14 protein-coding genes are annotated in these 12,957 nt (G+C 69.9%); 9 read left to right on the top strand and 5 right to left on the bottom strand.

The features are described from left to right. The first annotated feature begins 123 nt into the window (after positions 1-123). Positions 124-576: a hypothetical protein gene (locus tag AB2U09_RS18965; RefSeq protein WP_459194310.1), complete on the top strand. Its 453-nt coding sequence runs from the start codon at positions 124-126 to the stop codon at positions 574-576. A gap of 19 nt (positions 577-595) precedes the next feature. Here the strand turns inward: AB2U09_RS18965 and AB2U09_RS18960 are convergent, their stop codons facing one another. The 3 genes from AB2U09_RS18960 to AB2U09_RS18950 all read right to left on the bottom strand — a co-directional run bounded on the left by AB2U09_RS18960 (position 596) and on the right by AB2U09_RS18950 (position 4,598). Then, positions 596-1,333 (bottom strand): GNAT family N-acetyltransferase, encoded by a 738-nt coding sequence (locus AB2U09_RS18960; RefSeq protein WP_459194309.1) that lies wholly within the window; start codon positions 1,331-1,333, stop codon positions 596-598. A 124-nt stretch (positions 1,334-1,457) separates the two neighbouring features. Continuing rightward, entirely contained in the window at positions 1,458-3,665 is a 2,208-nt protein-coding gene (locus AB2U09_RS18955; protein WP_459194308.1) for a glycoside hydrolase family 3 N-terminal domain-containing protein, read from the bottom strand. A gap of 84 nt (positions 3,666-3,749) precedes the next feature. Further along, positions 3,750-4,598, bottom strand: coding sequence for a TrmB family transcriptional regulator (locus AB2U09_RS18950; RefSeq protein ID WP_459194307.1), 849 nt, complete (start codon positions 4,596-4,598; stop codon positions 3,750-3,752). Between the two features lie 101 nt (positions 4,599-4,699). Between AB2U09_RS18950 and AB2U09_RS18945 the strand changes: the two genes are divergently transcribed. Further along, positions 4,700-5,038, top strand: a complete 339-nt coding sequence (locus tag AB2U09_RS18945; protein WP_459194306.1) for a DMT family transporter — start codon at positions 4,700-4,702, stop codon at positions 5,036-5,038. Between the two features lie 24 nt (positions 5,039-5,062). On the opposite strand, the gene AB2U09_RS18940 is transcribed toward AB2U09_RS18945, so the two are convergent. Then, positions 5,063-5,233: a DUF5786 family protein gene (locus tag AB2U09_RS18940; RefSeq protein ID WP_459194305.1), complete on the bottom strand. Its 171-nt coding sequence runs from the start codon at positions 5,231-5,233 to the stop codon at positions 5,063-5,065. A gap of 146 nt (positions 5,234-5,379) precedes the next feature. Between AB2U09_RS18940 and AB2U09_RS18935 the strand changes: the two genes are divergently transcribed. From AB2U09_RS18935 to AB2U09_RS18920, 4 genes are all read left to right on the top strand, one after another. Continuing rightward, positions 5,380-6,075, top strand: coding sequence for an RNA 2'-phosphotransferase (locus AB2U09_RS18935; protein ID WP_459194304.1), 696 nt, complete (start codon positions 5,380-5,382; stop codon positions 6,073-6,075). A gap of 66 nt (positions 6,076-6,141) precedes the next feature. Beyond that, positions 6,142-7,086 carry a carbohydrate kinase family protein gene (locus tag AB2U09_RS18930; protein WP_459194303.1) on the top strand — a complete coding sequence of 315 codons (945 nt, stop codon included), beginning with the start codon at positions 6,142-6,144 and terminating at the stop codon, positions 7,084-7,086. Between the two features lie 452 nt (positions 7,087-7,538). Further along, positions 7,539-8,012, top strand: coding sequence for a TIGR03668 family PPOX class F420-dependent oxidoreductase (locus tag AB2U09_RS18925; RefSeq protein ID WP_459194302.1), 474 nt, complete (start codon positions 7,539-7,541; stop codon positions 8,010-8,012). 39 nt (positions 8,013-8,051) lie between these two features. Further along, on the top strand, positions 8,052-8,963 hold the full coding sequence (locus tag AB2U09_RS18920) for a dihydrodipicolinate synthase family protein (RefSeq protein WP_459194301.1): 912 nt from the start codon (positions 8,052-8,054) through the stop codon (positions 8,961-8,963). Between the two features lie 42 nt (positions 8,964-9,005). Here the strand turns inward: AB2U09_RS18920 and AB2U09_RS18915 are convergent, their stop codons facing one another. Continuing rightward, positions 9,006-9,575 (bottom strand): NADPH-dependent FMN reductase, encoded by a 570-nt coding sequence (locus tag AB2U09_RS18915; protein WP_459194300.1) that lies wholly within the window; start codon positions 9,573-9,575, stop codon positions 9,006-9,008. A gap of 220 nt (positions 9,576-9,795) precedes the next feature. On the opposite strand from AB2U09_RS18915, the gene AB2U09_RS18910 reads away from it, so the two are divergent. The 3 genes from AB2U09_RS18910 to ddh all read left to right on the top strand — a co-directional run bounded on the left by AB2U09_RS18910 (position 9,796) and on the right by ddh (position 12,952). Further along, entirely contained in the window at positions 9,796-10,566 is a 771-nt protein-coding gene (locus AB2U09_RS18910; RefSeq protein WP_459194299.1) for a DUF7260 family protein, read from the top strand. A 189-nt stretch (positions 10,567-10,755) separates the two neighbouring features. After that, positions 10,756-11,961 carry an MFS transporter gene (locus AB2U09_RS18905; RefSeq protein ID WP_459194298.1) on the top strand — a complete coding sequence of 402 codons (1,206 nt, stop codon included), beginning with the start codon at positions 10,756-10,758 and terminating at the stop codon, positions 11,959-11,961. 61 nt (positions 11,962-12,022) lie between these two features. Continuing rightward, the gene (gene ddh / locus AB2U09_RS18900; protein ID WP_459194297.1) at positions 12,023-12,952 is read left to right on the top strand and encodes a D-2-hydroxyacid dehydrogenase; all 930 of its coding nucleotides are present in this window, start codon (positions 12,023-12,025) and stop codon (positions 12,950-12,952) included. Positions 12,953-12,957: the final 5 nt, after the last annotated feature.

Below are 12,957 nucleotides of genomic sequence, written 5' to 3'. Positions count from 1 at the left end.
GTCTCGACGAGGGAGGTGATGCGCCCCATGCCGACGCTGACTGCTCGTTTCCGGACGGGGCGGCGGCTAGGGACGATCGCGGCGTCCCCGCCGTTTATTTTCCGGCAGCGCGACACGGCTGGTATGGCAGACGCGACGGCGGACGAGCCTCCGATCGGTCCCGGTGCAGTCGGCGGCGTCGCCGCGCTCTTCACGTTCGGGGCGCTCGCCTACGTGACTATCCTCCTCTTCGATCAGATCGCGCTCGGGGTCGTCGTGGGCGCCCTCTCGGGCGTCGGGATCTTCTACACGGTCCCCTACACCATCCGGCGGGCCGACGAGACCTACGTCCGGGACGAACACGAGAACCTCGCGCGGAGCTTCCACCCCGGGGCGGCGGGCTACGCGCTCACCGGGGCCGGCGTCGTCGTGCTCGCGTTCATGTTCGTCTTCGAAGGGGCGCTCGTCTCGATCGCAATCGCACTCGCGCTCGCGATGACAGAGTACGTGGTGCTGTCGCGGACGCTCCCCCGTGCTGGCGAGTCCGCGGTCGAAGACGGTGAAGACGCGTGGTCCAGCGACGAGTGGGACGCCTGAGTCGCGCCCGCGCCGAGTTTCACTCGCCCAGTCGCCGGGCGAGCATCACTTCGTCGACGAGGCGCCCCTCGATCTCGTAGTGGTCCTCGCGGATCGCCTCGATCTCCCAGCCGTTGCGTTCGAGGAAGTCGATCGCGGTGCCGTTGGTCGCGGGGAGGCTGTTGTACACCTTCCGACAGCCCCTGGAGGCGGCCCACTCGACGCAGCGCTGGAGGAGGTGGCTGCCGATACCGTGGCGCCGGTAGCCGTCGAGGACGCCGACGGTGCACTCGGCGGTGCCGCGGAGCTTGGCCTGCTCCTGGGCGTCGACGTGGCCCCAGCCGACCACCTCGTCGGCGACCTCCGCGACGAAGACGATCCGGCACTCCGTGGGGGTCCGCCGGAAGAGCGTCTCCTCGTAAGTGAGTTCCTCGGCGACCGTCTCGGCGGTGATGTACGTCCGCTCGGCGGTGACCTCGCGGATGACGCCGATGACGCCCGAGAAGTCAGCGGGCCGGGCGGGTCGGATCGCGTAGGCGACGCCGGCCTCCGCGAACTCCTCGGTCTCGCCGGGCTGGAGTTTCGCGTGCAGACGGCCCCGTTCGTCCTCCTCGACGAAGTCGTCGCGTTCGAGGATCGAGAGGTGGTGCTGGAAGGACTCCGGGTCGACGCCGACGCTCTCGGCGACGACCGCCGGCTCGACCGGGCCGTGGCGGTCGATGAAGCGGTAGACGTGCTTGCGGTCACCGGAGAGGTCGACCTCGTCAGGGACCGACATCGGATCGTGTGTACGCTCGCCAGTCCCATGAGCGTGACGGGCAACTGAGAAGGTGGGAAATCTACCCCGTCCGCACCGCCGGTAGGAACGGCGACGTGTCACCACCGGCAGGGATATCGCTATGTCACCGCCGGTACGGACGGCTCCGGACCACCTCGAACGACTCGACCAGGTCGCCGACGCTGATCTCGAATGTCCCGGGTTCGACCGTCCGCGTCCCGTCGTTCTCGACGAAGCCGAGGTCGGGCACGTCGAGCGCGAACGATACCGTCGCCCGCTCGCCGGCGTCGAGGGCGACGCGCTCGAACGCCTGCAGTTCCCGAACGGGGGTGACTCGCGTGCTCACTACGTCGGTCGCGAACACTTCGACGGGCTCGGTCCCGGCGCGGTCCCCGACGTTCTCGACCGTCACCTCGACCTCGACCGCCGCGTCCGGCCCGACCTCCGCGGGCGTGACGGACAGGTCCGTATACTCGAACTCCGTGTAGCTCAGCCCGTGGCCGTAGTCGAACAGCGGGTCGTACGAGGAGCGGTGGGCCTCGTGGTCGACGGTCGGGTGCGTGAGGTGGTTGAACCGGACGGGCACCTGTCCCTCCGAGCGCGGGACGGAGAGCGGGAGCCGTCCCGACGGGTTGTGCTCGCCGAAGAGGACGTCGGCGACGGCGCTGCCCTCCGAGCCGGGCTGGTAGGCCAGCAGCAGGCCGGGGACGTGCTCGGCGATCCACGGCGTCGATAACACGCGCCCGGTGACGAGAACGGCGACCGTCGGCGTGCCGGTCGCCTGAATCTCCTCGATCAGTTCCCGCTGGGCGTCGGGTAGCGCCAGACTCTCGCGGTGCGGGAAGTCCTCGGCGCCGAACTCCTGGGAACTCGCGCGGAACTCGTGGATGTAGTCGGGCTCGCCGACGACGACGACGGCCGCGTCCGAGTCGGCGGCGGCGTCACGCGCGGCGTCGACATCGAGCGTCTCGTCGACGGCGCTCCCGGGTTCGTGGACCACGTCGGTCCCCTCGTCGACCGTGGCCTCGATCCCTTCCAGCACGGTATCGCCGAGCGGTCGCGGGTCCTCGACGCTCCCCCAGCCACCGTGCTGGGCGGCGATGTCGTCGGCGTTCGGGCCAGCGACGAGCACCTGGTCGAGGTCGGGTTCGAGCGGCAGCACGTCGTCCTCGTTCCGCAGGAGCGTCATCGACTCTCTGGCGACCTCGCGGGCGAGGTCGCGGTGGTCCGAGCGGCCGAGCGTCGCGACGGCGTCGTCTGGGTCGACGAACCGGTCCTCGAACAGGTCGAGCGCGAACTTCAGCCGGAGGACCCGGCGGGCGCTCTCCTCGATTCTCGCCTCGCTCAGTTCGCCGTCCTCGACGAGCGCGAGGACCCGTTCGCAGTAGTCGATCCCGCCGGAGGGGAGCAGGTCGATCCCCGCGCGGACGGCGCGCCACAGCGACTCCTCCAGCGACTCGGTGGCGCGGTGGCCGCCGTGGAGGTCCTCGGCGCCGGCGTAGTCCGCGAGCGTGAACCCGGTGAACCCCAGATCCTCGCGGAGCAGGTCCCGCAGGAATCGCTCCGAGCCGTGGACGGGTTCGCCGTCGATGACGTTATAGCAGGGCATGATCCCCGCGGTACCGGCCTCAATGGCGGCCTCGTAGGGCGGGACGTGGACGCGCCGGAGCGTGTACTCGGAGATGTCGTTGGGCGCCTGGTCCTCGCCGCGGACGCCCTCGCTGTAGGCGGGGAAGTGCTTCGTGACGGCCAGCACCGACTCGTCGAGATCGTTGTCCTGGTACCCCCTGACCATCGCCTCGGTGAACGCGCCGCAGAGGTGCGGGCTCTCGCCGAAGGTCTCCGCGATGCGGCCCCAGCGCTGGTCGCGGGCCACGTCGCCGATGGGGCTGCTCGTGGACTGGACGCCGGTCGCACGCATCTCGGCGGCGGCCGCTCGCGCCGCGCGCTCGGCGAGGTCCGGGTCCCGCGTCGCGCTTAGCCCGAGTTGCTGCGGGAAGACGGTGCTGCCCGAGATGGCGGCGTGGCCGTGCTCGGCCATCGCGCGGACGAACAGCGGGACGTCGAACCGCGAGGCGTCGATCGCCGCCCGCTGGAGCTCGTTGACGAACTCGGCCTTCTCGGCCGGCGTGTTGTGCGGTGTCCCTCCGAAGTGGATCGAGCCGACGTGATGGTCCGTGACCGCAGTCTTCGCCTGCTCGACGTCCGCGAGCGCCGGGACGCCGACGACCTGGCCGACCTTCTCCGCGACGGTCATCTCGTCGAGGATCTCCTCGACCCGCCGCTCGTCCTCGTCGGCGATCCGCTGGCCGAACGCGCTCCTGTCTGGCATGCGTTCACGTGCACCAGTCGAACCTATCAGGGTTTGGGTGCCGGAAGCAGACGGTTACGAGTCGACGGTCGAATCGGCCGGGGATCAGCCTTCGAAGTCGGACGCCGCGTCGACCGCATCCTCGCCGGGCGCGCCCGCCTCGGTCACCTCGGACAGCGGTGCGGCCTCGGCCCAGGCGCGGTCGAAGACCTCGGCCAACTGCCCGGCCATCACGTCGTCGCGGACGTGGATCACGCCGAGTCGCTCGCCGCTATCGAGCGGGTCGGGGACGTGGAAGCTGACCTCGTTGTCGTCGATGACGTCGAAAGTGCTCTCGAGGTCGGTGGTGACGCGCACGGAGACGTTCGGTGGCGCACCCGCGTCGTCCGCGAGTGTCTCCGGAGGCGCCGCCTCCGCCATCGCGACGTGCCCGAGTACCCGCACCTCGACATCGTCGCCGACCGACTCGTAGAACGGGTCGACCTCCGGTTCGTAGCGCTCCCACGGCGCATCGGCGTACGGGACGCTCATGGCCGATCGGATCGTCTCGCCGGCGGTCGCGAACAGGTCCCGCTCCAGCGAGACCGCCGTCTCGCTCCCCAGCGGCGCGGTCCAGAAGCGGCTCTCGGCGGGTTTCGTCGCGGCCAGCTCCGGGCCGATCTCGGCAGCGATCGCCTCATAGCGGTCGGCCTGTGCCGACAGCTCCCGCCGCCGCTCGGCGAGCAATCGATCGACGGCGGTCTCCGGGTCGACCGCGGCGTACGTCGTCGGGTCGGTCGACTGACTCCGGACGATGTCGCGGGCGTCGAGCCCGTTGAGCACGTCGTAGATGCGCCCCATCGGCACGCCGCTCGCCTCGGAAACCTGCTGGGCCGTCGCCGACCCGAGCGACAGCAGCGCCCGGTAGACCTTCTCCTCGTAGCTCGACAGTCCCAGCTCACCCAGGTCGGACATGGCTCGCGGTCCGACGCGGACCGACTAAACTATTCGGGAACGGACAGGAAGTGGGAGCGGGTTCGGCAAGCGCTTTTCCGGGGGACGGCCTCGTCGCGACCATGCACCCGTATCTGTCGCTCGCGCTCGCCATCGCCGCGGAAGTGACCGGAACGACCGCGCTCAAGGCCAGCGACGGGTTCTCCGAACTGGCGCCGACGGCCGTCGTCGTGGTCGGGTACGTCGGCTCGTTCTACCTGCTCGGGCTGACGCTCGAAGAGCTACCCGTCGGACTTGTGTACGCGACGTGGGCGGGGCTCGGGATCGTGGCGACGGCGCTGGTCGGGATCGTGGTCTTCGAAGAAAGTATCGACGTGGCCGCGGTCGCCGGGATGGCCCTCGTCGTCGCCGGCGTGGTCGTGCTGAACGCGTTCTCCGAGGCCTACGCGCCCGCGCACTGATCGACTGGACTGCGTCGCCGGGGGTTACTTCATGTCCTGCAGGCGGTCGAGCAGCTCGTCGGCCGAGTCCGCGCCCTCGACCGACACCTCCCCCTCGTGGTCGTGCTCGTGGACGTTGACGGCGTCGTCTTCGTCGTAGTCGGCGTCGCCGTTCTGGTTCTCCTGTTCGGATTCGTCGTAGCTCCCGAAGCCCATAGCGGATCTGCCTAGCAAGATGAGACGGAAAAACCGTGCGGTCACAGGTCCCGATGGGCCGTGCCACCGGCCAGCACGGGGAGTCGCGACGGGAGTGCCGCTCGATAGCGAACCGACTTTGCCCGCCGACGGCGAACCGATCCCCGATGACCGCTGTCCGCGCCTGCGACGACCACGGGTTCTTCGAGGGCGAACAGTGTCCCGTCTGCGGGAGCGACGGTCGCGCCGTCCTCGACGGCGGACGCCGCCAGCGCCTCTCGAAGTACCTCTCCGGCGCGCTGCGGCACTTCCCGGACGACGCGAGGATCGCGCTGGACGAGGGAGGCTGGACGCCGTTCGACGACGTCGTCGCCGCCGCCGAGCGCAAGTACGACTGGGCCTTCCGCGAGCGCGTCGCCGGCGTCGTCGCGACCGACCCGAACGGGCGCTTCGAGCGGACCGGCGGCGGGGACGCCGGTGGCGGAGACAACAGCGGCCCCAGCGAGACCGGCGAGAACGACACCGACCGCGTCCGCGCGGCCTACGGGCACTCGGTGGAGGTGGACCTGGAGTCGGGCGACGGTCCGGTCCCCGACGAACTCTACCACGGCACCGCGCCGCGGAATCTCGACACCATCCGTGGAGAGGGGTTGAAGCCGATGTCGCGCCAGCTCGTCCACCTCTCCGGAAGCGTCGAAGAGGCGCGCCGCGTCGGCGGTCGCCACACGGACGACCCCGCCATCCTCGAAGTCGACGCCGCCGCGATGCTGGCGGACGGGCGCGACATCACTCGCCGCGGCCGGGCGACCTACACGACCGAACGCGTCCCGCCGAGATACCTCTCCGTCCGCGAGTCGGAGTGAGCGTCCGCCGCGCCCCGCTCGAACGAACCATGCGGACTCTTGACACCGGGGTGAGTACGGAGCGCCATGAACCCGTCCGTCCTCGTCGCCGGGGAGACCCTCGTGGACTTCCTCCCGACGACCGAGACCGCGCTCGCATCGACCGACGAATTCGCCCGGCAACCCGGCGGCGCGCCCGCCAACGTCGCCGTCAGACTCGCACAGCTCGACAGAGCGCCGTGGTTCTGGACCCGCGTCGGCGCCGACCCGTTCGGCGAGTTCCTCGCCGACACGCTCGCCGACCGCGGCGTGCCCGACCGCTTCGTCGAGCGTGACCCCGACGCCAAGACGACGCTGGCCTTCGTCAGCGGCGACGCCACCGAAGGTCCGCGATTCACGTTCTACCGCGACGGCACCGCCGACACCCGCTTCGAGTCTGGCCGCGTTCCCGACGACGTGCTCGCCGAGGTCGAGTGGGTCGTCGTCGGCAGCGTCCTTCTGGCGAGTTCGCCCTCGCGGGAGGCGATCCACGACCTCGTCGAACGGGCGAACGAGGCCGGCTGTACCGTCGTCTTCGATCTGAACGCTCGCCCGGAGCTGTGGGCCGACGCCGACTTCGAGAGCGAGATCCGCCGGATCCTGCCTGCCGTCGACGTGGTGAAGTCGTCGCACGAAGACCTCCGGCCCGCCGGGTTCGGCGGCGAGGATTCGGCCCTCCACGCGGTCGCTCCGCAACTCCACGACCTCGGCCCGCACACCGTCTTCCTGACGCTCGGGGAAGACGGGGCGGCGGCCGCGGCGACCGGCGATGCGCCGTGGGACCCGGACGAGGCGACTCACGGGGGCTACGCCGTCGACGCGGTCGACACGACCGGCGCGGGCGACGCCTTCACCGCCGGGGTCGTCGACGCGCTCGCGGGCGGCGAGTGCTCACTCGACGCGGTGCTCGACCGCGGCAACGCCGTCGCCGCCGCCTCGACCACCCGCGCCGGCGGGATGGCCGAACTACCCGATCCCGATAGCGTCGTCTAATCTGAAATGCGGTGGCGTGCGCTGTCGCGCGCTTTCATGCGCGCGATGTAGCCGCGCGAGGGATGAGCGACCGCAGGGAGCGAATCGGCTGGGGAGGCGTGTGGCCGTCTGCGGTGCTGTGCGGGTTCGGTGCCGTGCCGTCCCTGGCGGACTGAAAGGGCGAGGCGGGCTCGCGTTTATGTAGTCGTCTGATCGGCCCCTGCCCGAGTGTAACGAGGGTATGCCGCTCAGCGACCGCGAGCGCGCCGAGGGCTTTCAACTCTCTGCGTATCCTGCGGTCGTCGCGTCAGATAGCGAGCGTGCCGGGGGCGTTCAACGTCTGCCGAATCTCACGGTCGAGTGCAGTCGTCCGAACGCCACCTCGATTCAGAACCCGGTCTGTAGCGACCATCACTGAACAAATACCCGTCTCGAACCCCTCATTCATCCCGTCAGTGGCCGTAGGTCCCGATATGTTCACCGACGCCGAGCGCCGGTATCTCGAATCGGCTCGCGTCGCCCGCCTGGCGACCGCCGACGGAGAGGGGCGCCCGAACGCCGTCCCAGTTTGCTTCGCGTTGGTCGATAGCGCAAAAGACGAGACCGACAGGGCCGACAACGAAACTCCGCTCTGGATCGCGTCCCCGATCGACGAGAAGCCGAAAGGCGGGCCACCCGAGGACCTACGCCGAGTCCGCGACGTACGCGAGAACTCGCGCGTCGCGCTCGTCGCCGACCACTACGTCGAGGACTGGGACCGCCTGGGGTGGGTGCAAGTCCGCGGGACGGCATCGGTTCTCGACTCCACAGACTCGGGACACACCGCTTCGATAGCCGCGCTCAGCCGAGAGTACGACCAGTACGCCGACCACGCGCTCGAAGATCGACCGCTGATCCGGATCGACCCCGGCCACGTCCGCTCGTGGGGTCGCATATCTGACCTGTAGCGGTATCTTCATACTTACCGCCGCTGGATGGATCGACAGATGACGGAACAAGGACCGACACGTGACGTTTCGATCCGGGGGGTCATCCCGCCGACGATAACCGCTTTCGGCCCCGACGAGGAACTCGCGCTCGAGGCGACCGCGGCCCACGCGCGGTTCGTCGTCGACCGCGGCGTCCACGGCGTCTTCCCGCTCGGGACCAGCGGGGAGTTCCCGATGCTCAAGCCCGACGAGCGCGCCGCGGTCATCGGCGCTGTCGTCGACGAGGTCGGCGACGAGGTGCCGGTCATCGCCGGCGTCAGCGCCCCGAGTACCAGGAACACGGTCTCGTACGCGCTCGACGCCGAGGAGAACGGCGCCGACGCCGTCGTCGTCGGCATCCCGTACTACTACCCCATCGACAGCGAGGCCATCGTCGAACACTACGAGGAGGTCACCGACGCCGTCGACATCCCGGTGTACATCTACCACTTCCCCGCCCGGATGGGCAACAAGCTCGACCTCGACACCCTCGATCGGCTCGCCCGGATCGACGGCATCGTCGGCGTCAAGGACTCCAGCGGCGACGTCGCGTGGCTCGGGCAGGCTATCGACCGACAGCCGGAGCTGGCGTACCTCGCCGGGCTGGACTCGCTTCTGTTCGCGGAGCTAGAGATCGGCTGTTCCGGCCTCGTCAGCGCCGTCTCAAACGTCTTCCCCGAGCTGACGGTCGAGCTCTACGAGTCCTACGTCGGTGGCGAGGAGGGCCGCGCTCGCGAGCTCCAGAGCACCGTCTTCGACGTGTGGAAGGCCATCGACCGCGGGCCGTACCTCGGCGGCGTCAAGTCGGCGCTGGAACTGCACCCCGAGGTCGAGTTCGACCCCGGCCCGATGCGCCGGCCGCTCCAGCGGATGGACCGCGACCAGGAAGTCCAGCTCGAACGCACGCTGCGGACGCTCGACCTGATCTGAAGCGGATAGAACGTGGAACGGTATCGGCGAGTGCGAACGGGGTCAGTCGTCACACTCGGCGGCGGCCGCGGGGCGTGCGGATGGGTTGACGTCCGCGTTCGCGGTCACCTCGCGACCGAGTTCGCGGATCCGGTCTTCCAGACCCGGTTCGGTGATTTCGTCGCCGTCGAACTTGTCGTAGGCGCCGCGGATACCGACCTGCGTCGGGACCGTCCAGCCGTGGACCGAGCGGACGACGACGCGCAGGTGGTCGAGCGTGCTGGCGTAGCTGCCGCCGCCGGCGGTCGCCAGCAGCCCGACGGTGGTGTCGGTGAACTCGTCTTTGCCGCAGTAGTCGAGCGCGTCCTTCAGCGTCGCCGAATAGGAGCCGTGGTAGACGGGCGAGCCGAGGACGACCGCGTCGGCATCGCGGACGCGGCGTTTGAACTCTCGGACGGCCTCGCCTTCCTCGGCGTCGGGGTCGAACGGGGGCAGATCGATCGTTCGCAGGTCCAGCAGTTCCGTCACGGCGCCGGCGTCGGCAGCGGCGTCGAGGACGATTCGGAGGGCGCGTCGGGTGTAACTCCCTTCGCGGCGGCTGCCGCAGACGGCGACCACGTCAGGGCGGGTCATGTACATCGATCGATGGACGCGGAGAATAAAGGTTCGCTGAAGGCCACTTTGGTAGCCGTCTCGATAGATCTGCGGGCCGGCACCGCCGACTACGTGGCTCCCACATCAACCTCGACGACCGCCCGGCCACACTATATATGGATACCGTCCGGTATAGACCCCACATAGCAACCGCTTACCCGTCCCGGCGGGCCGAATCCACAACGAGCGACACCTCCCCATGACTGCCTCGGATCACCCCGCCCTCCGGAATGCCATCGACGTCGTCGACAGGGAGATCGAATACGCGACCGACGAGCGAGCGGCCTTCGACCGGTTTCGCGCCCGCCTCGCGGACGTCGACCCGGCGACGCCCAACGCGGTAGCCACCGCCGGGTCCGGCGTGACGACGACGCCAGTCTCGGCGCGGAGCAAGCCTCGTCCGGCCGCGTCGCTGCGCACCGTCAGGACCGCCTACCGGGAGACGGTGATGGACGTCCCGCACTTCGAGGAGGAGTACGACGACACGCTCGGGGAGAACCTCGCCTCGGAGTTCGGCCCCGAGATCGCCGCCCAGGTGGTCGACGGCCGGCAACTGACCCCGCCGCTGTACCGTGCGCTCCGCGAGGGGAGCGAGACCGCCAGCGAGGACCGCGAACGGTTCCGCCGCGCGCTCGAACGCGAGCGGGCGTCGCTGTCGGAGATCGAACGCACGCTCGCGGACTGCGAGCGCCGCCTGTCCGGGATCGAGTCGAAACTCGACCGGGTGACGACCGAGCGGCTGAGCCGGCTCGACGACCGGCTGGCCGATCTGGAAGCCACCTGCGCACAGCTGGCCGACGACCGGCAGGACCTGGTCCACGGCCGCCCGGACGTGCGCCTGTCGGGAGTCGACGGGATGAGCCTCGTCACGTTCCTCTACGGCGACTTCGACGCACGCTGTCCGGCGCTGGCGGCGATCACCGACTGTCTGCAGCGGATCCGCGAGGACCGGACGCGCTGTCTCCGGTGACCGGCGTTCCACGTCAACGCGGCCCGAACGGGAAATATCGACCGGGAGCGAGGGGTTCAAGCGGTCGTAGCCGGGAGCGAGGAACGTGACACCTCTCAGCGGCATCGTCGCCCGTCCCCCCGCGGAGGGCCCGGTCGAATCGTCGACGCAGCCACGCGGGCGAACCCTCCGCTCCCGACCGCGGTCGCGATGAGCGGCTCGACCGCAGGCGCGGGCGGGACCGGGAAATCGCGGGGTCGTGCGGGCGTCTTCCTCTCGATCTGTGCCTTCTCCTTCCTCGTCAACTTCGGGCGGATCGCCTTCGCGCCGCTGGTGGACTACTTCATCCGCACCGGGACCAGCCCGGCCACCGCGGGGCTGGCCGCGACGGCAGTCTGGGTCGGCAGCGCGCTCCCGCGGCTCCCGACGGGCTATCTCCTGACGAGGGTCGCCCGCCACCGCGTGCTCATCGGGATGGGACTGTTCCTCACCGCCGCGGCGTGGTTCACCACGTCGTCGCCGGACATCCGCGTCACCGTCGCCGGCGCGCTGTTCGTCGGGCTGGCCTCCGGCGTCTTCTTCATCGCCGCCAACCCGCTGGTCAGCGAACTCTACCCCGAGCGCGTCGGACTGGCCGTCGGCCTGCGCGGGATGTCGTCGCAGATCGCCGCCGTCACCGCCCCGTTTCTCGTCTCCCTGGCGATCGGGCTGGGGTCGTGGCGGATCTCCTTCCGCGCGCTGGCGGGGCTATCGCTGCTGTTGACGGCCGTCTTCGCGCTCGCGGTCCGGCGGGCGGAGCTGCCCGAGGCGGGCGTCGACGATCGGGACCTCTTCGGAGCCATCCGCGCCCAGTGGAAACTCGTCGCCGCGGGCGTCGTCTTCGTCGGCTTCAGCGGGTTCGTCTGGCAGGGCGTGTTCAACTTCTACGTGACCTACCTCGGAGCGAAGGAGATCGCTTCCGGGCCGGCGAACACGCTGCTGACCGTGACCTTCGCCGCGGGGGTGCCCTCGTTCGTCGTCGCCGGCCGTCTCGCCGACCGCTTCTCGTACCTCTCGGTCCTGCTCGGGATCCTCGCCGGGTTCGTCGTCACGCTGTTCGCGTTCACGCTCGTCACCGGCTGGGTCGCGGTCGCCGCCGTCTCCATCGTGATGAGCCTGATCGTCCACGGCCTGTTCCCGGTCGCCGACGCCTACCTCCTCGACTCGCTCCCGGACGACAACCGCGCGAGCGCCTACTCCGGCTACAGCGCCACCATGATGCTGATACAGGCCCCGGGCGGCGTCGCCGTCGGCACGTTCGCGGAGTTCGGGGTCTCCTACTCGGGCGTCTTCCGCGGCTACGCCGTCGTCATCGGGATCATCACCGTCGCGATGGCCGCCCTCGCCCGCGCTGGCCGGCTCCCGACCGGAAAGTGAGAGCCGGCAGAAACGCCGGTTCGGAGGAAACGTTACTGTCCACCGACGAGTAGCCGCGGGCATGAACGCCGACCGAATCGGCGTGGACGAATCGGTCGCGGCGGTGTTCCCGCCGGAGCGGCTCGTGGACGGGCTCGCCGACGCGCCCGTCGAGGCGGCGGTCGTGGACGGCTCGGCGGACTCGCTGGCCGACTGCGAGGCCGTCGTCACGCTCGCCCATCGCGAGTCGTTCCTTGAACTCGAGTGGGTCCACTCGATCCAGGCGGGCGTCGACCGCTTCCCCCACGACCGCTTCCGCGAGGAGGGCGTCGTCCTGACGAACAGCACCGGCATCCACGGCGACGCCGTCGGCGAGACGGTCGCCGGGTTCGTCCTCGCGCTCGCCCGGCGCATCCACGAGCACGTCGCCCACGGGACCAACCGCGAGTGGTCTCGACCGGGCTGGGACGACGGGTGGACCGTCGCGGGCGAACGGGCGTGCGTAGTCGGCCTCGGGGGCCTCGGCCGCGGCATCGTCGACCGCCTGACCGGCCTCGGGCTTGACGTAGTCGGCGTCCGTCGGTCGCCGCTCCCCGAACCCGGCGTGGATCAGGTCTACACGGTCGACCGGCTGCACGAGGCCGTCGCCGACGCGCGATTCGTCGTCCTCGCCGTCCCGCTGACCGACGCGACCCGTGGATTGATCGGCGCCGAAGAACTCGCCGCGATGCGCGAAGACGCGTACCTGATCAACGTCGCCCGCGGCGGCGTTGTCGACCAGTCCGCGCTGGTCGAGGCGCTCCAGAACGGCGATATCGCCGGCGGGGCCCTCGACGTCTTCGAGACCGAACCGCTCCCCGAGGACTCGCCGCTGTGGGACATGGACGACGTGATCGTCTCGCCGCACTGCGCCGCCTACACTCGCGACTACTACCGGCACGTCGCGACGATCCTCGAAGAGAGCCTTCGGCGAGTCAACGACGGCGAGGATCCCGTCAACCGGGTCGTCTGAAGAGA

This window comes from Halosimplex yunnanense (assembly GCF_054504345.1).
This window is presented reverse-complemented; position numbering and strand designations above follow the sequence as displayed.